This window comes from Vibrio sp. MACH09, assembly GCF_033238805.1.
Classification (GTDB): domain Bacteria; phylum Pseudomonadota; class Gammaproteobacteria; order Enterobacterales; family Vibrionaceae; genus Vibrio.
The window spans coordinates 2508672-2531549 of record NZ_BSFZ01000001.1; the positions used below are offsets into that span (position 1 = coordinate 2508672).

At 42.8% G+C, this 22878-nt stretch carries 17 protein-coding genes; 9 read left to right on the forward strand and 8 right to left on the reverse strand.

Going from position 1 to position 22878, the window contains the following annotated elements:
- Nucleotides 1-7: 7 nt before the first annotated feature.
- The 3 genes from tcdA to CHJ_RS11280 all read right to left on the reverse strand — a co-directional run bounded on the left by tcdA (nucleotide 8) and on the right by CHJ_RS11280 (nucleotide 2507).
- Nucleotides 8-817, reverse strand: a complete 810-nt coding sequence (gene tcdA, locus CHJ_RS11270) for a tRNA cyclic N6-threonylcarbamoyladenosine(37) synthase TcdA (RefSeq protein ID WP_317917699.1) — start codon at nucleotides 815-817, stop codon at nucleotides 8-10.
- Between the two features lie 90 nt (nucleotides 818-907).
- A complete protein-coding gene (gene mltA / locus CHJ_RS11275; RefSeq protein WP_171751395.1) occupies nucleotides 908-2086 on the reverse strand; it encodes a murein transglycosylase A in 1179 nt (392 codons plus the stop codon).
- Nucleotides 2076-2507, reverse strand: coding sequence for a DUF2850 domain-containing protein (locus CHJ_RS11280; RefSeq protein ID WP_171751394.1), 432 nt, complete (start codon nucleotides 2505-2507; stop codon nucleotides 2076-2078). The genes mltA and CHJ_RS11280 overlap by 11 nt, the downstream gene beginning before the upstream one ends.
- A gap of 160 nt (nucleotides 2508-2667) precedes the next feature.
- On the opposite strand from CHJ_RS11280, the gene argA reads away from it, so the two are divergent.
- Together argA and CHJ_RS11290 are read left to right on the forward strand one after the other, a co-directional pair.
- A complete protein-coding gene (gene argA / locus CHJ_RS11285; protein WP_171751393.1) occupies nucleotides 2668-4005 on the forward strand; it encodes an amino-acid N-acetyltransferase in 1338 nt (445 codons plus the stop codon).
- A gap of 291 nt (nucleotides 4006-4296) precedes the next feature.
- A complete protein-coding gene (locus CHJ_RS11290) occupies nucleotides 4297-4476 on the forward strand; it encodes a hypothetical protein (protein ID WP_253822004.1) in 180 nt (59 codons plus the stop codon).
- Between the two features lie 136 nt (nucleotides 4477-4612).
- Here CHJ_RS11290 and recD read toward each other — a convergent pair whose 3' ends face one another.
- Genes recD through recC form a run of 3 tightly spaced genes read right to left on the reverse strand, consistent with a single transcriptional unit; the run spans nucleotide 4613 to nucleotide 13638 of the window.
- A complete protein-coding gene (gene recD, locus CHJ_RS11295; RefSeq protein WP_317917700.1) occupies nucleotides 4613-6490 on the reverse strand; it encodes an exodeoxyribonuclease V subunit alpha in 1878 nt (625 codons plus the stop codon).
- Nucleotides 6483-10196 carry an exodeoxyribonuclease V subunit beta gene (gene recB, locus CHJ_RS11300; RefSeq protein WP_317917701.1) on the reverse strand — a complete coding sequence of 1238 codons (3714 nt, stop codon included), beginning with the start codon at nucleotides 10194-10196 and terminating at the stop codon, nucleotides 6483-6485. The genes recD and recB overlap by 8 nt, the downstream gene beginning before the upstream one ends.
- 1 nt (nucleotide 10197) lies before the next feature.
- Nucleotides 10198-13638 (reverse strand): exodeoxyribonuclease V subunit gamma, encoded by a 3441-nt coding sequence (recC, locus tag CHJ_RS11305; RefSeq protein WP_317918112.1) that lies wholly within the window; start codon nucleotides 13636-13638, stop codon nucleotides 10198-10200.
- Between the two features lie 213 nt (nucleotides 13639-13851).
- Between recC and CHJ_RS11310 the strand changes: the two genes are divergently transcribed.
- The 7 genes from CHJ_RS11310 to CHJ_RS11340 all read left to right on the forward strand — a co-directional run bounded on the left by CHJ_RS11310 (nucleotide 13852) and on the right by CHJ_RS11340 (nucleotide 20533).
- Nucleotides 13852-14145: a YebG family protein gene (locus CHJ_RS11310; RefSeq protein ID WP_171751390.1), complete on the forward strand. Its 294-nt coding sequence runs from the start codon at nucleotides 13852-13854 to the stop codon at nucleotides 14143-14145.
- 141 nt (nucleotides 14146-14286) lie between these two features.
- Nucleotides 14287-14928 (forward strand): MarC family protein, encoded by a 642-nt coding sequence (locus CHJ_RS11315; RefSeq protein WP_317917702.1) that lies wholly within the window; start codon nucleotides 14287-14289, stop codon nucleotides 14926-14928.
- Between the two features lie 202 nt (nucleotides 14929-15130).
- Nucleotides 15131-16162, forward strand: a complete 1032-nt coding sequence (dapD, locus tag CHJ_RS11320) for a 2,3,4,5-tetrahydropyridine-2,6-dicarboxylate N-succinyltransferase (protein WP_317917703.1) — start codon at nucleotides 15131-15133, stop codon at nucleotides 16160-16162.
- 179 nt (nucleotides 16163-16341) lie between these two features.
- Nucleotides 16342-17466 carry a sugar diacid recognition domain-containing protein gene (locus CHJ_RS11325; RefSeq protein WP_317917704.1) on the forward strand — a complete coding sequence of 375 codons (1125 nt, stop codon included), beginning with the start codon at nucleotides 16342-16344 and terminating at the stop codon, nucleotides 17464-17466.
- A 148-nt stretch (nucleotides 17467-17614) separates the two neighbouring features.
- Nucleotides 17615-18751 (forward strand): glycerate kinase, encoded by a 1137-nt coding sequence (locus CHJ_RS11330; protein ID WP_317917705.1) that lies wholly within the window; start codon nucleotides 17615-17617, stop codon nucleotides 18749-18751.
- A gap of 356 nt (nucleotides 18752-19107) precedes the next feature.
- Entirely contained in the window at nucleotides 19108-20106 is a 999-nt protein-coding gene (locus CHJ_RS11335; RefSeq protein ID WP_171751385.1) for a substrate-binding domain-containing protein, read from the forward strand.
- A gap of 1 nt (nucleotide 20107) precedes the next feature.
- On the forward strand, nucleotides 20108-20533 hold the full coding sequence (locus CHJ_RS11340; RefSeq protein ID WP_317917706.1) for a C-GCAxxG-C-C family (seleno)protein: 426 nt from the start codon (nucleotides 20108-20110) through the stop codon (nucleotides 20531-20533).
- A gap of 55 nt (nucleotides 20534-20588) precedes the next feature.
- On the opposite strand, the gene galM is transcribed toward CHJ_RS11340, so the two are convergent.
- Entirely contained in the window at nucleotides 20589-21626 is a 1038-nt protein-coding gene (galM, locus tag CHJ_RS11345) for a galactose-1-epimerase (protein WP_317918113.1), read from the reverse strand.
- Nucleotides 21627-21660: 34 nt separating this feature from the next.
- Nucleotides 21661-22821, reverse strand: coding sequence for a galactokinase (galK, locus tag CHJ_RS11350; RefSeq protein ID WP_171751383.1), 1161 nt, complete (start codon nucleotides 22819-22821; stop codon nucleotides 21661-21663).
- Nucleotides 22822-22878: the final 57 nt, after the last annotated feature.

A 22878-nucleotide genomic window follows, 5' to 3' on the forward strand; every position in this document is an offset into this window, starting at 1 on the left:
TCGTCGTTTACTTTTTATGTTTTTCAATTAGTTTGGCTACGATACGAGATACAGCGACAAAACCGAACGTCGCAGTTACCACAGTTGCTGCACCAAAACCACTCGCGCAATCCATTTTCTTGGGTCCCTCTGCGGTTGATTTTACCCCGCAAACAGAACCATCTGGCTGAGGGTATTTCAACTGCTCGGTAGAAAAGACACACTCAATGCCAAACTTACGTTGAGGATTTTTGCTAAAAGAGTAAAAGCGACGTAAATTCTCTTTCACTTTCTTCGCTAATGGGTCCTGAATGGTTCTGGCTAAATCAGCAATTTGAATTTGGGTAGGATCAATCTGACCACCCGCTCCGCCAGTAGTAATCACTTTAATTTTATTTCTTTTACAGTAAGCCAGTAATGCCGATTTTGCTTTAATGCTATCAATCGCATCCAAAACATAATCAAAATCTTTAGTTATATACTCCGACAGATTGTCTGGAGTAATAAAATCATCGATAAGGTTAACTTTACAGTCCGGATTTATTAGCTCAATTCTCTGCTGCATCACTTCAATCTTGCTCTGACCGACCGTGTTAGACATAGCATGTATCTGTCTGTTGATATTGGTTACGCAGATATCATCCATATCAATTAATGTTATCTCTCCAATACCTGTACGCGCCAAGGCTTCAGCAGCCCATGATCCCACTCCGCCAATGCCAATAACACAGACATGAGCAGCCCGAAATATCTCTACTTCTGATACGCCATAAAGTCGGCGAGTGCCGCCAAATCTTTGTTGATGGCTTTCAGAGGCAGGGGATTCAACATCACGCATAATTAATCATCACTTGGTTATGTTTAACGAGAAAGAGCGCGTTTTATACGCACTCTTTATTAAAATGTCTAGGCCCTAGTTAACCTTACACTACTTATCATCGTTAACTAATGGCTGTTCTATTTCTGCCAGCTTGGCTTCTGTTACTGTAAACCATGGTGACTCACTAGGGGTACCGGTTAGTCCTAACTTCCACACCCGGCCAAAGTGCTTATAATGCCCGGCTTCTGTTCCTGCTCTCGCCCCCATACCATGGTAGAGATCCAAATGGTTATCTTTAACCGCTCCACCCGTATCAAGAACAATGAGTAGTCTAAGTTGATGCGCACCACTCCAAGTACCATCCGCATTGATGAGCGGGACTTCTGCTAAAATCGGTGTTCCCATTGGAAATAGTTCTCTGTCACCGGCCACAGATGCTAAAGGAAGCAAAGGAATACCAGCCGTTCCACGAACGGCGTTGTCCTCTTTAGGGGCAAAGAAAACAAAAGAAGGGTTCTGCTCTAACAAACTTTTCACTGTCTGTTCATCATTAGCCATTACCCACTCTTTAATTGCTTTGAGTGACATGTTTTCTCTTGCCACTTCACCCTTATCGATTAGCACTTTACCGATACTTACATATGCTTTGTTGTTCTTTCCTGCGTAAGCAAAGTACTGCAAGGTATCGTCATCATCATAATGTACAAATCCACTGCCCTGCACTTCCATTATGAAGGGGTCAATCATGTTGGATGCGTAGCCGAGTTCTAGGTTCTGCCCTTGTAACGCACCCGCATAAATCTCGGCTCTCGTTGGGCACTCTTCGACACATTCAGGCAAACCATAAACAGGGTATTTAAAAGTCTCATCAGCTTGGTGTCTTAACTCCATTACTGGCGAAAAATATCCAGTAAAAAGTACGTTTCCTTTCTTATCCCCTCCTCCAAGTTGTGCACTCTGTACACCGTAACCAGCCAGATCCTCTGGGCGACCACTCTGTAATACCCAATTGTTTAATTGTTCGTACAGATGCTGATACTTTGTCGCCAATGAAGGAGAGTTAATCACCACCTGTTCTGCTTGCTGAGAAAACGTCGCAAAACTTCTCGGTGTATTGCTGCTTATAGCCTCCGTCTTATTCAGGGTATTCTCAAATGATTGATCTGAATACTGTTGAGCGAGATCGGTATTTTTTGCACAACCAAATAACAAGGCTAAGCAGACACTGGGGATGACGATTTTGTGCACTATTTTTTTCCTAACGGTGGCGGGAAGATTATTCTTCATTGCTCTGGTCTAATTCGGGGCGGTATTTTCCACGTAAATGAAACACTGATTCATAATGCAAAGGGGCAATTCTTTGCATCACGGTGTTTTTTTCATCTTTAATGATATAAATATATTCATCTTCATCGTAGTGATAAATGAGCGTACTACCATCAAACGAATAGTGGGTATCCACGATTCGTTCATCAATGTAAATACCTTCTTCACGAACGGCAAATGTATCCTTGTCATACTCAGGGACATCCTGTTCATCCCATACACCGTATATGGTTGAGTAATCAATGTTTCTATCCAGCTGTCGGCTGATCAATACACTGGCAACCGACACAATTAACAACAACAAAATCACAACCACCGCAATCACAGCTCGCTTAATTCTTAGCTCACTCTTTAATTGCTTTTCATTGAATTCTTCGTTCATATTTCATACGTTATTAATTATGGATTCGCAGCATATTAATACAGAAATATAAGGGATGGTAAGCTTTTTACCGTCAAAGCATCGCTAGATGCAAAAAGCCATTGAAGTGACATGCATTATAATTCATTATATCTAGATATTAATTCATTCGGTTGGTGAGATGAAAATACGTAACACTGCCTTGGTTAAAGGCTTTAGACAATCTACCCCTTACGTTAATGCCCATAGAGGCAAAACCATGGTAATAATGCTGGGAGGAGAAGCGGTTGATGCCAATAATTTCACCAGTATTATCAGCGATATTGCTCTATTACATAGCCTTGGCGTTAAAATCGTCATCGTACATGGTGCTAAACCACAAATTAATCGCATTCTAGATACACATAATTATGTCACGCCTTACCATAATGGTGTTCGAATCACCGACGAAAAAACATTAGATATGGTTATGCAGGCGGCTGGCCAATTGCAGCTAACCATTTCAGCGCGTCTCTCCATGAGTTTGAATAATACCCCAATGGCGGGAACACAACTCAATGTTGTCAGCGGCAACTTTGTGATCGCACAGCCATTAGGAGTTGATGATGGCATCGATTACTGCCATAGCGGGCGAGTCAGACGAATTGATACTGAAGCCATTGATCAAGCTCTGAATCATGGTTCAATTGTTCTATTAGGGCCTGTAGCTGGTTCGGTCACCGGTGAAAGTTTTAACCTGCTATCTGAAGAGGTTGCAACTCAAGTTGCTATTCGCCTAAAGGCAGATAAATTAATTGGTTTCTGTTCTGAACTTGGCATATTAGATGAGCAGCAACAAGTTATTCCCGAGCTTCTTCCTAACCACGCTGAAGAGATCCTTCACACATTAGAAGCGGAAGAGACATTATCTGAAGATAATAGCTCTGGAACACTACGATTCTTAAGAGGTTCTATTACCGCTTGTCGTGCAGGGGTTCGTCGCAGCCACTTAATCAGCTACAAAGTAGATGGAGCACTAGTTCAAGAACTGTTCTCCATTGATGGCATAGGTACCCAAGTGGTGATGGCCAGCGCGGAACGAATTCGTAATGCTCAAATCGATGATATTGGAGGCATCCTCTCCCTTATTCGTCCGTTGGAAGAGCAAGGCATTTTAGTTCGTCGTTCACGGGAACAGCTAGAACAAGAAATTCATCAATTTATTATTGCGGAAAAAGATGGCCTTACCATAGGTTGTGCGGCTCTTTATCCATATAAAGAGGAAAGAATGGCTGAAATGGCTTGTGTGGCTATTCATCCAGACTACCGCGATGGTAACCGAGGTGTGGATCTACTCAACAAGATGAAGCAGCAGTCAAGATTGCAGCAACTCGACAAGATCTTCGTCTTAACCACCCACAGCCTACATTGGTTTAGAGAACAAGGTTTCTATGAAGTTGACGTGTCCGAACTGCCGATGAAAAAACAGGACCTTTATAACTTTCAACGTCGTTCGAAAATCCTTGTACTAGATGTCTAGCATTGGCAAGTTGACTAATGAAACAGACTTCAGAGCCGATTTATACCCGAGTGGCGTTATACTCAAGTAATACTCAAGTAATACTCAAGTATATAAAATTATATTTAAAATCATTCACCTACTTTAATTGCGACCAAATATAATAAGAAAAAATCATTTTTTGCTATATTTTTGCACAATTACTGTTAAAATTCGTGTTGCTCAGTTGGCTCAAGATAGTATCTAAACATGCCTCTGAACAATCACAAAACTCAAAGAGAGTATCAGTTTAATCTTGATGAGCGGTAAACTATGAGAACGATTATATGTAACTCGGTCCAGAGTTTTATTGATATGGCCGAAAATGATTTTCTCAATGGATTGAATGTACACTGTGTGTTTCCTGTAAGCGACAGCGTCAAGAAAATGATTATGCACTGTCAGAGAAGACACAGCATAAAACACGTTTCCTTCTCTGAAAACGTGTCATAAAGTAAAATAAAACTTTGTTATTAAAGGCTTAGGTTTTCCTAAGCCTTTAATTTTTTCATCCTTTCCAAATTAGCTCATAATTTCACACATTGTTTATCATGTTAACGATTTCGTTAATTATGTAAGAAAACTGAATTTAATTTATTTTACAACTCAATAAGGCTTCTTTTAGTCCGCTAAACCGCTCAGTTTTGGTTTTCACCGCTCTCATAAATACGGAATTATTTATGCATAGCGTCAACTGATGCTTCGCTCTCGTTACCCCTGTATAGATCAGCTCTCGGGTCAGTATTGGAGTGTATTCATCCGGCAGCATTATATAAGTATGCTCAAACTCACTTCCTTGAGACTTATGAATGGTCATAGCAAATGCCGTTTCATGCGCTGGTACCCTAGCCGGTAATACCTCTTTTATCGAACCATCCGCTAACTCAAAAAAGACCTTAAGGCGACTTATTCCCTCTTCCTCTACTGCAATGCATAATCCAATATCACCGTTGAACAGACCTAGACCGTGATCATTACGAGTAATCATGATTGGGCGTCCGGGATACCACAACTCTTTATGGCTAGGTAAAACACGCTTCGAGGTTAAAGCTTGCTCTATTTTTTCATTCAATCCAGACACACCAAATGGCCCTTGCCGATTAGCACACAGCAAACGGCATCTAGCAAACTCAGCAAGCGCTTTACGTGCGATCTGCTCTTTTGATAACGCGTCAGACTGTAATAATAACGACAAATAACCACTATATTCTTCTGCCAATTGAGTAATCAACTGCTGATAGCTACTGTCAGAAAGCTGGCTCATCTCTATGTCCGCATACATTTTCTGCCAAATTAACTTTATTTCAGCAACGCTACCAAGATTGATCTGCTTCGCTAGCTGCCCAATACCAGAACGCTCATCAAAACGATAACTCTTTCTCAGCATGCATAAAGAGTCTGCTATCACGTTGGTCGTTTCAGCACGAGGAAGCTGATGATAGCCCGTTAACTGACTTAGAGTGAAGTGTTGATGCTCTCCATACCCATGATCTATGTAAGAACAGAGATCCCCCAACACAGCTCCCGCTTCTACTGAAGCTAATTGGTCTTTATCCCCTAATAAGATTAAGCGCACGTTGCTTGGTAACGCATCCAGCAACTTGTACATTAGAGGGAGATCCACCATAGAAGCTTCATCCACCACCAAAACATCAGCATGGATAGGATTACTCTCATTATGTCGAAATTCAGCCCGATTCGGCATTGCACCTAACAATCTATGTATGGTGGTAGCGCTGTTAGGAATAAGCGCTCTCACTTCGTCAGACAATCCAAGCTTTCCTACCGCATTACCAATAGATTCAGTCAGTCTTGCTGCCGCTTTCCCTGTCGGCGCAACCAATTTGATAACGGGTGCCTCTTCTTGATTTAAACCTTGCTCTGATATCGCAGAAAGCAGTTTAGTTACTGTTGTGGTTTTTCCGGTTCCAGGGCCACCAGAAATAACCGCAAGTCGACGCGTCAATGCCACGGCTGCTGCCACTTTTTGCCAATTCAACGACTCTGAATCTGAAAATAGTGTCGTTAAAGTAGCCGATAAAGCAAGCATCTCGCTTTGCGTTAAAGGGATAGGTTGAGCTAACTGGTTCAGCTTAGACGCTAACTGCTGCTGATAATACCAGTAGCGCTGTAGATAGACTCTTTTGCCATCAAAAACCAGAGGCTGCTGCCCTTTACCATCTCCGATCGTCGAAGAGGAAGTGACAATCTCCCGCCAGTTAATGCTTTCGGACTTCTGCTCGATCTCTTTCGCTCTCTCACCATACAAGCCAAAACAAGCGGCGACATTAAACTGTTCTACATTAAGACAAATATTGCCCTTTGCAAGTTCATGACTGACCGCACAAGCCAGCAGAGCAACTGGCTGTGGGTGGTGATGTTCCATAGAGGCAATAAATTTAGCAAACTGATAATCTAGCTGGCGAAGAGTGCCTTTTTGGCATAAAGACTCAAGTAAACTAAGCATGACTCTCTCCTTGCGTATCTGCATCAATTAAGGCATCTAATGCCTGAATGAATGCTTTATCCGGTCTTTGAAAAAAGATGCCATTGCTGCCCTGTTTTTCTATCCCCCGCAAAAACAGATAGTACACGCCACCAAAATGAAGATCATAATCGTAATCCGTTATTCTCGAACTAAGATATCGATGCAAAGCTAGTGAATATATTTGATATTGTAAGTCGTATCTATGCTCAGCCATTGCTCGATCCAATGCTTCAAGGCCATAATCCGAGCTTTGATCGCCAAGAAAGTTTGACTTCCAGTCCAGTACATAGAATTTTCCCTGATGCTCGAAAATTAAATCGATAAAGCCTTTTATCATCCCTTGAACAGTATGAAATCCAAGCTCACCAGCCAATTTAGATATATGATCATACTGCTGGCTTAAGTGGGCCAAATGAGACGATGACAAAAAGACTATCGGTAGCAAAAATTCCATTTCTACTAGTTTTTGATTAGAAGCAAGTTTACCAAGCTGTAAGTGAGTTGCTAACGGCGGGCTCTGCAACGGGTTATCGTCTGGTTGAGCACGGTTTAACTGAGTATTGAGAACTTCATCAATCAATTTTTGCAACACAGGTAACCAGTGGCGCTCAAGCTGCTCAGCATCGAGCAGTTTAATAATCACTTCGGTAGTTTCGCTACTATCCGCGGCTAAAGTAAACTCGATCTGTTCAAATAACGTGTGTAAGAAGGTGCCTGCCCTCGCCCCTTTAGGAAAAGTATATATCGACAGTTCTTGCTCCTCTTCAGACTCCAATGCGTCATCTGAGATCGCATCAATATCTACCCCTTGAGTATCGATAATCGTTTCCGCCAACGCTCTGTGGCTTGAGTGCCCTTGCTTGACTAGAGCAGAATAACTGGTGATACGCCACTGTCTGTCTATCTCATTTTGCAACTGGTTGGCACGATAGATTTCACCACCTTTTGCACTACCATGGGCAAAAAGATCATCATGATCAAAAAGCCCTATTTGTTCAGGTAAATCATGAGGTTGAACATCGACTATTTCCGCAGGTTGCTCTACTGTGATGCCATCAGGGTAACTCGCTGAGAATTTTTGTAAGCATAGATTTAGCTCACTGCTCGCCAGCGACTCACCATTTTGTATCAGGTAGCCAATAGCGCTTAAATGTGCGCTACTGGGATCTCGACTTGAGCGTCCCTTTCTTAAGGGTGCAACACCAATAAAACAGCCATACACCGCACGAGTAACCGCAACATACAGTAAGCGGAGATCTTCAGCCAACCGCTCTTTGTCGGCCTTTTCTATAGAGGCGGATTGATTGGTTATATCAACTATGGTTTGTTTTTGTTGCGAATCATAATACTTGCCTGATTGAGCCTCTCGATAAGCGCTTAGGAAAGGAAGAAAGACCAGATCATATTCTAACCCTTTGGATTTATGAATCGTGACGATCTGTACAAGGTTTCTCTCCGACTCCAGTCTCTGAATTTGATCATCAACAACACCAGAGGCGCCAGTTTGTGCCTGCTCAATCTGATCACTAAACCAGCGCAATAGCGCATATTCACTATCTAACGTTGTAGACGCTTGCTGCAGCAGTTCGCTCAAGTGCAGATAGTCGGTTAACTCTCTTTCACCAAATTCTCTAGCCAGTATATTTTCTGCAATTTGATACTGTGTCATAACCGTTCTTAGCATCGGCATAACACCACGCTGCTTCCAAAGTTTATGAAACTGCTGGAACTGATAAATTTGTTGCTCTAGCTTGGACTCACTAACATTAAGCGCATCAAGTTCTACGCTAGTATAAGCAAAAATATGACTGGCTAACGCCGCTCGCAACGCACTATCATCATCAGGATTTAATACCGCATTGAGAATTCGCAGTACTGCTTGAGCAATAGGACTGACAAACACGCTATCTCGGTTGGACAAATAGACGCTAGAGACACCTAAACTCGCCAGTTGCTGCTTAACCAGACGAGCTTCTGAGCCCGTTCTCACCAGTACCGCGATATTATTTGCCTCAACCTTCTTTTTATTGGCTGTTTTCCCACCACTGAAGTAGGCACTGTTGTTCTCTGCGCTGTCTAATATTGACTTTATTTTCACCGCGGTCGATTTGGCCATCTGCGATAAGTAGTCACCTTTTGCTAACGGTTTATCACTATCAAGTAGCCAAAATGTCAACGCATCTTGGCGCTGATCTTGGTAGCACCAACTCCGCTCCTCTGCCCCTTTACTTGGAGAGACTTCAATAAAAGGGATATCGTCATCATACAAAAAAGGTGAATCGGCTTGCTTAAACAATTGATTGACTGATTGAACCATATCAGCAGAAGAGCGCCAGTTTGTGCCAAGTGTATAGTGGTCTGCCACCTCATTTCTTGCTTGAATGTAGGTAAATATGTCCGCCCCTCTAAAAGCATAAATCGCTTGTTTAGGGTCACCAATCATAAATAATCCACAGCGTGTATCTTGCAAATATATGCGGCTAAAAATCTGATATTGAAGTGGATCGGTATCTTGAAACTCATCAATCATAGCCACAGGATACAAGTGTTTAATTCTACTGGTTAATTGACCAGACTCATCACCGTTGATTGCGTCAGACAACTGAGTCAACAAGTCATCAAAAGAGAGCCACTGCCTATCCCTTTTCGTTTCCGCTAACCTTAGCCGACAATACTCTATTGCATGAGCAATTAGCGGCTCTTTGATGCTCGGTTTATTAGACAAAAACTGTTCTATGGAATCAAAAACTGGATGACAAGGAACCACTTCTCCTTGCTTGGTTTTCTCAATCAGGAAGCTGTGGCGAAACTTTACTAATTTGTCACAAAGCCGATAATCCGTAGTCGGACTGTTTGCCCATCGATTTAACTCCTCAATCCAGCTTGGTAGGCTTTTTTTACTGAATGTACGCTTACTCACATCTGAGGCAGTAATAACATCAGCGATATCATGACTGGCCTGACACCACTCAGATTTAAGTTGCTCAATAACATTGAGGTTTTGCTGATGGAGTTGTTCTAGAGTACCCACCATCGGTTGTACGGTTAAGGTTACCGGCACCCCAGTTAGGTATGATCCAACCTCTTTTAATAGTGCCTCTGGAGATGCCCAAAGGTTATCAATTTCCGCCGCCAGAGCTTTAGGTAGTGAGTAAAAATAACGTCGCCAATAATCACATACAACCTGTTGTTTCAGCTTGCTCTCATCAGTAATAAATTCATTACTAAAGCGACTTCCTGACTCGAACGCATTTTGAGTCAGCATTCTTTGGCAAAAACCGTGAATGGTAAAGATTGCCGCTTCATCCATGGATCTTTCAGCATTAAGTAAGGTTTGTGCAGCCCATTGATGATCCGTTATTTCCAGCAGCAGCGGTGCAATAACAGGATCGTTGCTGCTATGACGAAGAAACGCGATTCTAGCTTGATGTATTCGAGAACGAACTCTATCACGTAACTCAGCGGTGGCGGCTTCAGTAAAGGTCACCACCAAAATCTGTTCTACCGTTAACGGCATTTGATGGCGGCTACTCTCTGTGCCGTGTCCTAACAACAATCGCAAATATAAACCTGCAATGGTAAATGTTTTTCCCGTTCCCGCAGAGGCTTCAATTAAACGAGCCCCATGAAGCGGAAATGTCATGGTATCTAACGATGTGGCCATTGGCTTCTGTTTACTATTCATATCAGCAGTTATCTTCACTATTGGCAAACACATTTAATAAGACTAATTGAGCGTTGTGCCATAATACCTCGTACAACGCTTGATCCCATTCCGGCCAAACCCGAGAAATATAATCATCACTTCCTTCACCAGCAAAAAAGAAACTATCATGGAAAGTCGCCGACATTTTATCTTCCATGTCTTCCTTACCTTTTAATAGTTGCTTAACCCCTGATAAGGCCGTTTTTGGAAAGTAAGCTAACGGTGCATTTAATCCCTGATAATAGAGAGTAAGCAGTTCCATCAACCACTGCTCAGCTTGCTCTTTATCTACTTCAGCAATAATGTGATGCTCTAATCCCGCTTTATTATCATAACCAATAAGATGCGTTTTTAACGGCATCGACATTGTGGCGCAACAGAGATGATCTATCCATGCAGCCAACCAATCCTGACTACGGATTTTACCACTGCGATAATGTACTATACCTGACGAGTAGTGATTCTTTACCCACCCCGACAATGAACAAGGTAATGGAAGATCAGGCAAAAACAGCTCTGTATCCACTTCAATATCTGCACGCTTTTGCTGACACAACTCGGCAAGTCGATTCACCAACTGCTCAGTTTTATTGCTATTTAACTCAAACTCCAAGTCACCAAAAGCACCAACAGGCAGTACACCTTTAGCTCGTTGCAGAGTTAAATAGTCATTGGCAACTTGCTGCTCATCTGTACCGTTGACTCTAGCCGCCAATGTTTCTGCCAGTAGTTCATCTCTAAGCAGATAGCTTTGCAGCCCATCAAGTACAAATGGTTCATTGCTATCCGTTAAGCTCTCTATGGGTTCAAAATAAATTTTTAAGCGACGATTAAAGAAATATTTTACGGGTAAGCGCCAGAAACGTTGCAACTCATTGAGGTCTAGTTCAAGCTTTGAGTCATCACTGCTCACTTCATCTCTTTGCAGCAGTTCCGGCAATGGCTGAATAAAAGGCTTCTGCTCTGCTCTTCTATTATTAACAACTCCCAACCACTCAGCCGCATAACTTGGGGTTGAGCCGTCGAATGCAGATTGACTATAAGGCACCATGGCATGATGAGTGATTAGTGCTCTGATCATGTTTTCTGCCGAGTCATCGCTTGCCAATACTTCCTCTCCTTTAAGGCAGAAGTTGGCAGCGCAATACTCCAGTAATTCAGACACCAGTGTAGAGGGAACTCTTTCACTGTTATCTTGAATTGATTGAGCAATATAACTGATATACAGTTTTTGCTGTGCTGATAATAAGGCCTCAAGAAACAGATACCTATCATCATCTCTTCGACTGCGATCACCGGCTCTGGCACGGCCATTTATTAAATCAAACCCTTCTGCGGGCATAGAACGAGGGTACACACCATCATTCATGCCAAGTAAGCAGACTACGTCAAAAGGAATAGAACGCATCGGCATCAAGGTACAAAAATTAACTTGTCCAGCAAGAAATCGCTGACTAACTCGAGAGCTAGAGAGTTTACTGGTGAGATATTCGATAATGACTCGTGGTGCAATAGTGTCAGTATAGGAGATGCTGTCTAACTGCTCTCTTAGCTGTTGTAATGTATCTCTGATTGTTTTTAACGCAATTTCACCATCCAGCTCAACCTCAAAAAAATCATCAATTAATGCAATAAGCTTTTGTTGCCATTGTTCTACCGTCAAAGAGAGAGCCAACTCTTGGCGATAATAGGTAATTTTATCGATAAAATGAGCTAACTTTCCGGCAAGTTCGGCATCCAGTCCCTGTACTTCATTGTAGGGAGCAATCAATTGTTGGGCGTCTTGATAAAATCCAACACTATTGTGCATTGCATAACCAAGTAGCATACGTTGCACGCCAAACAGCCAGCTATTTTGTGGCATTTCCGGCAAATCAAACTCTTCTGCGGTATGGGAGTTCATCCCCCAACGTATACCCGCCTCTTCTATCCACATTCTAAGACGTTCAAATTCTTGTTCCGTGATCTGATATTTTGCCAACACCTCCGGAATGTTTAACAACTCAATCAGTTCAGAAGAGAGACAACGACTACTAGGTAGATTCACTAAATCGAGGAACGCAGTTAATACAGGGCTCTCATCTGCGACGGTTCTGTCAGAAATGGAAAAAGGGATATACCTATCACTAGGGGCATTACCAAATACCGCTTGAATGGCCGGACTGTACGCATTGATATCCGCAACCATAACAATGATATTTCTTGGCTTAAGCTGTGGATTGCCATCAAACATCGCCAATAAATTGTCATGCAGTACTTCCACTTCCCTCATCGGACTGTGGCATGCGTGTAGCATCAAAGAGTCATCAGCAGCAGATACCGTGAGTTTATGCTGACTATCTGCAATGTTTTTATCATCTTGTCGCTCTTCTAAATTGAGGATATCCGCTTGAATTTGATGCAGTAAACTGTCTCTAGGAATATCAACAAATGCTTCAACCTCATTAGATGAAAGCTGAGATAACAGATACATATTATCTCTACCCAGTTTCCCCATCGATGCCAAGAGACTGTTGCCAATAACATCGCTATGAAAATTCTCTAACAGATTGTGTTCTAGCGTCCCTTTGAGCTGAGCAGTCTCACCGATGAGTTCCGACTGCCCGGCGCGCCATTGCAAATGTTGACGACTGTTCATTTGCAATTTTGCAAGATACTTTCTGTCTCTAACGTCTCCCCAATAATATCGGCATGGGTTGGTAAACATCAGATGTACATCCATATGTTCGCCGAGCGCTTTTAACGCATCCATATATCTTGGCGGCAGTGAAGAGATACCAAATACAAAAAGTCGCTTAGGAAAGGTTAGCTCTGACAAGTCACTATGTTGCAAACAATGAATAAAATCGTGGTAAAGATTCGCACGATGATAATGTGATTCCTGTTGAGCAAGAGTATGGTCGTATAGTGTTTTCCATAGTATTGGTTGCCACTCTTGTTCCCCTTGCAACTCATCAACCGGCAAGCCAGCTTCCCAAGCCGCTATCCATTCTGGGCGATACACTAAGTAGCCATCAAAAATATCCGCTATTTTCTCAGCCAATTGATACAGTTTGGACTTATCATCATCGTTAGCAAGGTAGCTCGCTAGTGGCGCAAACTCCTCGCGATGCAAACAGCTTGGTAATAACAGCAATAACTTCCACGTCATCGACTCTTTATTAAATGCACTACGCTCTGGTACGTCATCCAGTACTTGCACAAACATGTTCCAGATAAAAGTAGCTGGCAGCGGAAACTCTATATTCGCAGCCACACCGAGCTCAGCAGCCATCTCCATTTTTAGCCATTGCGACATCCCCGGGCTTTGCACCAAGATCTGCTCTTTTTCAAAAGGATTATCCAATGGCGATGAGCGAATCAACTCCACTAAAAGAGACTTTAAGAGATCAATCTGATTTGAATGATAAACCGTAAACAAGGCTGGCCTGTATATTGCTGAATCAAGTTTGGTCACCAGACTAGCATAGTCTGACGCGACTTCAAGGCACCGCTGTTAATCCCATGTGTTAACAGCGAGTAGAGATAGAAATATCAACCGTTCTTAGCTCTCAAAACAGATAAGTTGACTGGACTTACCCGCAGTAAAACTGTATAAACACACAGTGATTTATAAACTTTTTTAAGGATAACCATGGCTGTAATCGTCAAGTACGTGGTGGAGCGCAACGGAGAAGAAAAGATGACTTTTACCTCTAAAGCTGAAGCTGACGCTTATGATAAAATGTTGGACATGGCTGATGAGCTATTCGAGCTAATTGGCAAAAGCGATCTTATTGAAGATGAAGCAAAGCAAGAAGAACTGTCTCTCTACTTAGCTCAACATAAAGAAGATGTTCTGTTTGCTCTAGGCGCCAAACGTAAACCAGCACCTAAAAAAGCGAACAAAGTAGCAGCAATTGAAAAGCCTCAAGAAGACGCAGCGTAACATTCGCTAACATAATTTTATTGCTATTATACTTAACCATATTAATAAACGCGGTATTAGCCACGTTTATTAATATGGTTTTTTTCTATCCGTTGATTCTGTACTATCACGGTCTTTATATAGACACGCAGAGATACATTCATGAAAGAGCTTATTATCCACGGCGCGACTGTTTTTATGGGCTTCTTTGCCATAATGAACCCTATCGCCAACACTCCTATATTTCTTAGCCTGACTGGCGACAGCGATCGTAACTCCGTAAAGGCCATCGCCTTTCGCTCAGTGTTCGTGGCCTTTATCATTATTTCTGCTTTTGCCATTAGCGGAAAACTGATCTTCGATCTATTTGGAATTACCCTATATGCACTGCGCATTACAGGCGGAATTTTAGTTTTCCAAATTGGTTTTCATATGCTGCAAGGACACGCGTCAGCGGTTCATTCTCCTAGTGGAGAAGAGAACAGTGAATCGCAAAAGAAAGCGGTATTAGGCATTGCTATTTCACCGTTGGCAATGCCAATTTTAGCAGGCCCTGGCACTATCGCGACCGCAATGAACTTTGCTTCGTCTCCTGGCACAGGAGCAGTATTTGTCACCATCGCTTCTTTTGCTATTTTATGTGCCATTTCTTACTTTATCTTTATCTCTGGAGAGAAGCTGGTCAAAGTTATCGGCCCAAGTATTATGGATGTCATAACAAAAATGATGGGGCTAATTTTGGCGGTCATTGGCGTGCAGATGCTAATTGAAGGCATTGATCAAGCCATAAAAGCGTTCAGTTAATCGCCGTACAATTTTTTCTTTTTAACAAAATATATCGCAAAAAAGACAAAAGATATCAAATAGCGGACTTTCTCTTATCGCACTCTTTTAACTTATGCAGGCTCTCTTTATGATGGTCTGCAACTGATTCACCGACTTATCTAACCGCTATCAGATTAGCGACCTTGATATTCATCCTCTACATTACGGAGATACGTAGACAATGGCACACTTTTCTCTCGCATTTGGCACCACAACAAAAAACCGTGACGGAAAAATAATCGAAGCATTTTTCCCCAACCCTATTCTTAATCCAAGTGATGCGCTTGTCTCGGCAGTAGCACAAGTATCTGGCTACACATCCGGTAACCAAACGATTGAAATTACTAATCAACTTAGTAGTGAGCTTGCCAATGCATTTGCAGCCAATGGCGATGTAGCCAACGCTTCTTTTGCAGAAAAGGCCACAGCATCACAACAACCTCTTGTGCTTGTTGTACTAGAAAGTGATGAAAAACCTCAATCCGTTGCTGAAGGTTTCTTGAAGTTACAATTGATTTCACAACGTTTAGTTGCGCCTCACGGCACGGTACTGGATGGTATTTTTGGCCTATTGCACAACATCGCTTGGACAAACCAAGGTCCCATTGACCTACCTGAACTGGCAGAGCGTCAAATTGAAGCTCGTCTTGCGGGGCAAGTACTTAGCGTCGATTGTGTGGATAAGTTTCCTAAGATGGTGGACTATGTTGTTCCAGCAGGTATTCGTATTGCCGATACGTCTCGTGTAAGACTTGGTGCACATGTTGGTGAAGGAACGACCGTGATGCATGAAGGCTTTATTAACTTCAACGCAGGTACTAAAGGCGTGAGCATGGTTGAAGGCCGTATCTCTGCTGGTGTTGTAGTCGGTGATGGTTCAGATATTGGTGGTGGTGCTTCAATTATGGGGACACTCTCAGGTGGCGGAACTGTTGTGGTCTCTATTGGCGATAACTCTCTTCTTGGTGCCAATGCTGGATTAGGCTTCCCTCTTGGTGATCGTTGTACCGTTGAGTCTGGTCTGTACGTAACTGCAGGTGCGAAAGTGGCAATGCTAGACGCCAATGGTCAGCAAGTAGAAGTGGTAAAAGCGCGTGATCTGGCGGGCAAACCAGACTTACTTTTCCGCCGCAACTCAGTATCGGGGCAAATTGAATGTTTAACCAATAAAAGCGCGGTTGAACTTAACAGCGAGCTTCATAGCAACAACTAAGCTCCGCTTTATAGTCAAGTCTTTATAGTTAAGTCTTTATAGTAAGAGCTAGCCTTTGGTTAGCTCTTCTTACACCCAAGTCCCTCAAAGTGCTTGAGCATTATCTTCCCCTCAATATAGACTTTTTTAATTGCAATCGTTATAACAAACATTCCGTTTTTACTATAAGCGCAATCGCTATGATTTTAGACCACCAACTGGCCCAGCAAATCGTTGATCGAACAATGAGCATCATTGGCAACAATATCAACGTAATGAATCAAGCTGGAATTATTATCGCTAGCGGTGATCAAGAGCGTATAGGACAACTGCATGATGGCGCGTTACTGGCGCTAAAACGTAAGGATACTGTTGAAGTCACTCTAGACAGTAAATCATCTTTGCAAGGAGTCAAACAAGGCATCAACCTGCTACTTAAACACAGTGACGATATCGTTGGGGTTGTGGGTATCACGGGAGAACCCAACGTCATTAGAAACTACGCTGAACTGGTAAAGATGACCGCAGAGATGGCCATTGAACAAGCCATTCTTAGCGAAAAACTCCAGTGGGACAAACGACATAGAGAAGAGCTGGTTCAGTTATGGTTAACGGATCAACTAACTCAGCCCCAGTTAAAGAAGCAGGCTCACCATCTAAATGTGGACATTCAATCCGCCAGATACGTCATTATTATTAAATTTAATCACTCCACTGCTGGTCAAGATACGGTTCGGTCCGTCATTGAACTACTGGAAAATGAAGACAGAGACAACTTATTAGCCGTTACGTCTCTTGCAGAGATAGTGCTACTTAAAAAACGGCCGCCATCTCCCTCTTATACTGAATCAGACCTTGTTCAGCGACTAGGGCGACTGCTCGCTCTTTCTGGGTTTGCAGACTGTAAACTGGCGCTGGGTAAAACCTTTACTGAGGTATCAAACATTCACCACTCTTTTGCGAGCAGTGAACAAGTCTTACAGTTTGGCGAATGCCACTATCCAGAAAAAAAATACTATCTGTTTGACGACTTTCGCATGGCAATGTTACTTGCTCCCGTTAAGAATCACTGGCAGCAAGACCAATTACTGCTTCCTTATCGACAACTAGAGAAACATGACCGCTCAGGACAGCTACGCGCTACGCTGCTCGCGCTTTTTGAGCACAATGGCAACTTAAAAAGCTGTGCAGACTCTCTATCCATCCATCGCAACACCCTTAGATATAGATTAGATAAAATAGAAACTTTAACTGGGCTCTCTACCCAGCACTTCTCTGGTTTAGTGGAACTATATCTCGCTTTTCACATCAACAAACTCAACTAATTGTGCATAAGACCAATAAAATCACAAAAACTCACAACTATTATATGCAACAGACCAATGACATAGGTAGCTAATTAGCAAATACTATATTCAGGTAGCCTCAAGGTGCTTGAGTATATGATCCGTTACATTTATCCGTGGAGTTGTTATGAAAATTGTTATTGCCCCCGATTCATTTAAAGAGAGTCTTTCTGCAAAAGAAGTGTGTCAGTCCATCGAAAAGGGTGTCAGCAAAGTTTGGAAAAATGCCGACATTATTCATGTTCCGGTTGCGGATGGTGGCGAAGGTACCGTGCAATCTCTTGTTGATGCGACCGGAGGAAAGATCATTGAGCAGCTGGTCAGCGGTCCTATCGGTGAACAAGTAACTGCATTTTATGGTGTGCTGGGTGATGGTAAAACCGCTGTCATTGAAATGGCGGCTGCCAGCGGCTTGCACCATGTTCCACCAGCTCAACGCGATGCAAAAATCACCAGCAGTTACGGCACCGGTGAACTCATTTTAGGTGCACTCAATCAAGGTGCAACAAAGCTAATCATTGGTCTTGGTGGCAGTGCGACCAATGATGGTGGCATCGGTATGCTGGCGGCACTTGGTGTTCAGTTCAGCGACCAAAACAACCAACCTGTTATTACCAATGGTGCAGGGCTAAGCAGCATACGCTCCATCGATATTTCGGCAATGGATGACAGGCTGCATCATTGTGAAATTTTAGTCGCCTGCGATGTCGATAATCCATTGTGTGGCCCTAGTGGTGCGTCGGCAACATTTGGACCTCAAAAAGGCGCGAATGAACAAGATATAGAGATACTTGATCAAGGCCTTGCTCACTATGCACAGCTTGTTAAAAAACAGCTAAACAGACAGATAGCAGATATTCCCGGAGCAGGGGCAGCGGGAGGAATGGGAGCAGCATTATTAGGCTTTACCTCTGCCAGATTAAAACCTGGTATTGAAATTGTGATTGAAACGGTCGAGCTTGAGGAGAAACTGGCTGGTGCAGATCTCGTGATTACTGGTGAAGGACGTATTGATGGGCAAACGGTGCACGGAAAAACGCCGATGGGCGTTGCTCAAGCCGCCAAAAAATATCAGATCCCGGTTATCGCTATGGCAGGGTGCGTTGGCGACAACTATCAAGCAGTATATCAATGCGGAATTGACGCCGTATTCGTTGCAATACCAAGGGCATTTTCTCTCGACAGTGCATTTGCCGAAGCCGCCATCAATTTAGAAAACCTAGCGGAAAACGTTGCCAGAACATGGTCGATTAGCCGTAGATAGTTAACACTTATACTCAAGTGACAAAGGGCTCAATTCATACGAGCCCTTAACGACAAACAGATCCGCATTCTCATTTTTCAACCCGATAGCTGTACGCTTCTTGACCAGTCAATAAAATAAAACCAACGTTTACACTGAGTTTTACTATTAATAATCAACAAGTTAAATTCGACTATTAATTGTGCGATATTGAACATTGCGTTATTTTCACACCCATAGTTAAATAACATGATAATTAGGATTTGTTCATCTCTACTTACTGACACTTTATCGCCTTATTGCTGGTATGTGCAGATTGCAATAGAGCTGGCCTACAAATCCTTTCAACTCATTTTTCAGCGCAAGCTAGGGTAAGTATGTCAACGATTAAAGATGTCGCCAGAGAGGCGGGGGTCTCGGTTGCCACCGTTTCACGCGTTATTAATAAATCACCAAAAGCCAGTGCAGCTTCTGTAGAATCGGTGAAGAAAGCGATGAGCAAACTTGGTTATCGGCCAAATGCCAACGCTAGAGCTCTGGTAAACAAAAGCACAAACACGGTTGGTGTACTTGTCTCTGATGTTTCAGACCCATTTTTTGGCACCATGGTTAAAGCCATCGACACCATAGCGCAAGCCAGTGGTAAGCATATTCTCATCTGTAATGGTTATCACGACCATAACTTAGAGAAAGAGGCCATTGAGCTATTGATCAATAGTCGCTGTGAATCCTTAATCATTCATTCAAAGAGTTTGTCCGACCAAGAGCTCATTGGCTTTGCCAATGAAGTAAAAGGGATGGTTGTTGTTAATCGGCATATTGCTGAAATGGCTGAGCGCTGTATCTCCCTTGATAACCAGAAAGGGGCTTATCTCGCCACTGAATTTTTAATTCGCCATGGCCATAAAAAAATCGCCTGCATTGCTTCTTCTCACCAAATTGAAGATGCTGATGAGCGCATAAACGGCTACCTTGCCGCTATGCATGACAATGGCTTACAAGCCCCTAAGAGTTTCATTGAGTACGGTGAGCCGAACAGTGATGGTGGTGAGTACGCTGCAACCAATCTACTGACCAAATCGGTTCCCTTTACCGCCGTCGTTGCTTATAACGACTACATGGCAGCAGGTGCTATTTCTGTCTTTGAAGAAAACGGTATTAAAATACCAAAAGAGATGTCTATTGTCGGTTTTGATGATGGTCTTATTGCACGCTATGTTCACCCAAAATTGACCACCATTCGTTATCCAATACAGCTAATGGCAGAAAAAGCAGCTAGACTGTCATTAGCATTAGCGAAAGGTGAAACAGTTGAACCTGAGGCCAATCGCTTCTCTCCTACGATTGTAAGACGTGACTCGGTAGAAAAGGGATAATATGAAGTCTAAGCAAGCGGCAAAGTATTTTCATGGCGAAGAAGGGTATAACTGCGCGCAGGCTGTATTAAAAGCCTATCAGTCCAATTCTGGTATGTCAGAACTGACCATACGTTCTGCAACAGTAGCAGGGGGTGGTAGAGCGAAAGATGGCGTGTGCGGTGCTCTTTACGCTGCACAAATTATCTTAGGCGACCCAGAGGCAATGAAAACTGTTGATCAACAATTCACGGCATTAACTGGTTCGAATAAGTGTTCTGATATAAAAAAATCCGAATGCGGCTGTCGAGAGTTTGTTGCACATGCAGCAAAGTTGACGGAGCCTTATCTAGATAACGTTGACGGCAATAACTCAGACTATCGAACAGCTCGTGAGCAACGCGAGATAGAGATGTTACCTCAACCTAGTGAAACTTCTGCCAAATAAACTCAATCCTAGTTAAGGTCTCAAACTGGATCATGCTAGCTTGAGACCGATAAAACTACTTCTCAAATTCAAACTGATAGATGGTTTTAAAGCGATACTCTTGCTCTGGGAGTAGAATACAGCTCTGTTGTTGCCATTCAGGATGATTCGGTGAATCGGGTAAAAACTGCGTCTCTAACGCAATACCTGCATAGTTTTGGTATCTGCCACCATTTTTATTAGGTTCACCTGCTAACCAATTTCCCGTGTAAAGCTGTATAGCGGGTTTATCAGTAAACACTTTCATGGTTACGCTGCTATCTTCTGTGGTAACGACTGCGGCACAATCGCCTTTGTAGCAAGATGAGTTTAGATAGAATGAGTGATCATACCCCTGAGCATTCTTCTGTTGCTCATCAGCAAGAAAATCACTATTCACTGTTTTTAACTGCTGAAAATCAAAACTAGTGCCCTCAACAGGCATAAGATCACCAAGTGGAATACCCACGTTATCGGTAGGCAGATAATGCTGAGCATTAATTTGAAGAGAATAGGAAGTACATTCAACACCCGACTCTTCACCCATAAGATTAAAATAGGCGTGATTGGTTAGATTTACGGGCGTGGCTTTATCTGTATTCGCTAAATACTGAATAACAACTTCATTATCATCGGTTAATGTATATCGCACCGAGCAAGTAACATTACCAGGAAAACCTTGATCACCATCTTCTGAAAACAGAGAAAACTGAACAAAATCCGCAGCTTGTTTCTCAACGGCCCAACGATAAGCATCGAATCCAGCCACACCACCATGCAGTGTGTTTCCCGCTTGATTGACTTCCAATTGATACGGCTGTCCGTCAATCGAAAATTGCCCTTTGGCAATTCTGTTGGCGTAGCGACCTACGGTTACCCCCATATAGGCGCTCATTTTTTCAAAGTCAGCCATGGTAGACGTGCCTAGTAAGACTTCTCTATCAAGATTGTTTACCGGAAGTGTGCAGCTAAGCCAAGTAGCACCAATGTCCATAAATGTTGCTGACATACCGACGCTATTTTCCAGCCTTATTAACCTAGCAGGCTGCCCATCAAAGGCAGCCTCTTGTTCCATAGTGTTTACTCGCTTATTGTCCACGAAATCTTCCTTATAAGGTTTTAACTAGCCCTGCTCCATCTTTTGCCTGACACACATAAATAGATTCTTTTAAGCCTGTCATTTTTTGATAGTTTTCAGTGACCACTCGAGTTACTTCATCAACCAGTGTGGGTGGAATAAGTGCCACAATGCAGCCACCAAAACCACCGCCTGTCATCCGCACACCACCTTGTTCTCCAATAACATCCTTGACCATATCAACCAAGGTATCGACTTCCATAACGGTAATTTCAAAATCATCTCGCATCGAAGCATGGGATTGCGCCATCAGCTCTCCCATCAGTTTCATATCGCCTTGCATTAACGCTTTAGCGGCTCTCTCAGTACGGTCATTTTCAGTAATAACGTGACGAGCACGTTTTGCAACGAGTTCTGTTAACTCAGATTGTCGCGCATTAAAAGTCTCTATGGTCACATCTCTAAGGGCTTTTACCTCAAAGATTCTGGCCGCTTCTTCGCACTGCTCGCGACGAGTATTGTATTCGCTATCAACCAAACCACGCTTTTTATTGGAATTAATAATGACCACTGACATATTGTCTGGCATTGAGACCGCTTTGGTCTCCAACGTTCGACAGTCAATAAGCAGTGCATGGTTCTCTTGACCTTCAGCAGAAATAAGCTGATCCATGATACCGCAATTACAGCCGACAAACTCATTCTCAGCCTGCTGACCATTGAGTGCTATCTCTGCTTGAGAGATATCCAACGAGTATAGCTCTTTAAAAGTCTGACCAATCACAACTTCCAGTGCAGCAGAAGAGCTTAAACCCGCGCCTTGCGGTACATTGCCACTGACAGAGATATCGGCACCTTTAAAGCGATAGCCTCGCTCGATCAGACATTTAACAACGCCACGAATATAATTAGCCCACATACGATCAGGTTGAAACTCAATCGTCTTGGTGAGATCAAACTCATCTACCTGATTATCGTAATCAACAGACACGACTCTAACAATATTGTCATCTCGTTTTGCCGCCGCAACTACTGTTTGATAATTAATGGCACAAGGCAATACGAAACCATCATTGTAATCCGTATGCTCACCAATTAAATTTACTCTTCCCGGCGCCTGAATTGTACAGCTGGCGTCATAACCCAGCACTTGGCTAAATGCAGCATTCACCCTGTCAAATAATGTAGTCATAATCATTTCTCTTCAATTTTTCGCATCATGTTCAGTTGGAACACGAATCATTAATTG

Excerpts from the sequence above, each read along its gene's own strand:
- CHJ_RS11290 (WP_253822004.1), top strand. The coding sequence starts at position 4,297 with ATGAGAACGATTATATGTAACTCGGTCCAGAGTTTTATTGATATGGCC.
- recD (WP_317917700.1), bottom strand. The coding sequence starts at position 6,490 with ATGCTTAGTTTACTTGAGTCTTTATGCCAAAAAGGCACTCTTCGCCAG.
- recB (WP_317917701.1), bottom strand. The coding sequence starts at position 10,196 with ATGAATAGTAAACAGAAGCCAATGGCCACATCGTTAGATACCATGACA.
- tcdA (WP_317917699.1), bottom strand. The coding sequence starts at position 817 with ATGCGTGATGTTGAATCCCCTGCCTCTGAAAGCCATCAACAAAGATTT.
- mltA (WP_171751395.1), bottom strand. The coding sequence starts at position 2,086 with ATGAAGAATAATCTTCCCGCCACCGTTAGGAAAAAAATAGTGCACAAA.
- dapD (WP_317917703.1), top strand. The coding sequence starts at position 15,131 with ATGGCACACTTTTCTCTCGCATTTGGCACCACAACAAAAAACCGTGAC.
- CHJ_RS11325 (WP_317917704.1), top strand. The coding sequence starts at position 16,342 with ATGATTTTAGACCACCAACTGGCCCAGCAAATCGTTGATCGAACAATG.
- CHJ_RS11315 (WP_317917702.1), top strand. The coding sequence starts at position 14,287 with ATGAAAGAGCTTATTATCCACGGCGCGACTGTTTTTATGGGCTTCTTT.
- CHJ_RS11310 (WP_171751390.1), top strand. The coding sequence starts at position 13,852 with ATGGCTGTAATCGTCAAGTACGTGGTGGAGCGCAACGGAGAAGAAAAG.
- CHJ_RS11340 (WP_317917706.1), top strand. The coding sequence starts at position 20,108 with ATGAAGTCTAAGCAAGCGGCAAAGTATTTTCATGGCGAAGAAGGGTAT.
- argA (WP_171751393.1), top strand. The coding sequence starts at position 2,668 with ATGAAAATACGTAACACTGCCTTGGTTAAAGGCTTTAGACAATCTACC.
- galM (WP_317918113.1), bottom strand. The coding sequence starts at position 21,626 with ATGGAACAAGAGGCTGCCTTTGATGGGCAGCCTGCTAGGTTAATAAGG.
- CHJ_RS11280 (WP_171751394.1), bottom strand. The coding sequence starts at position 2,507 with ATGAACGAAGAATTCAATGAAAAGCAATTAAAGAGTGAGCTAAGAATT.
- galK (WP_171751383.1), bottom strand. The coding sequence starts at position 22,821 with ATGACTACATTATTTGACAGGGTGAATGCTGCATTTAGCCAAGTGCTG.
- CHJ_RS11330 (WP_317917705.1), top strand. The coding sequence starts at position 17,615 with ATGAAAATTGTTATTGCCCCCGATTCATTTAAAGAGAGTCTTTCTGCA.
- CHJ_RS11335 (WP_171751385.1), top strand. The coding sequence starts at position 19,108 with ATGTCAACGATTAAAGATGTCGCCAGAGAGGCGGGGGTCTCGGTTGCC.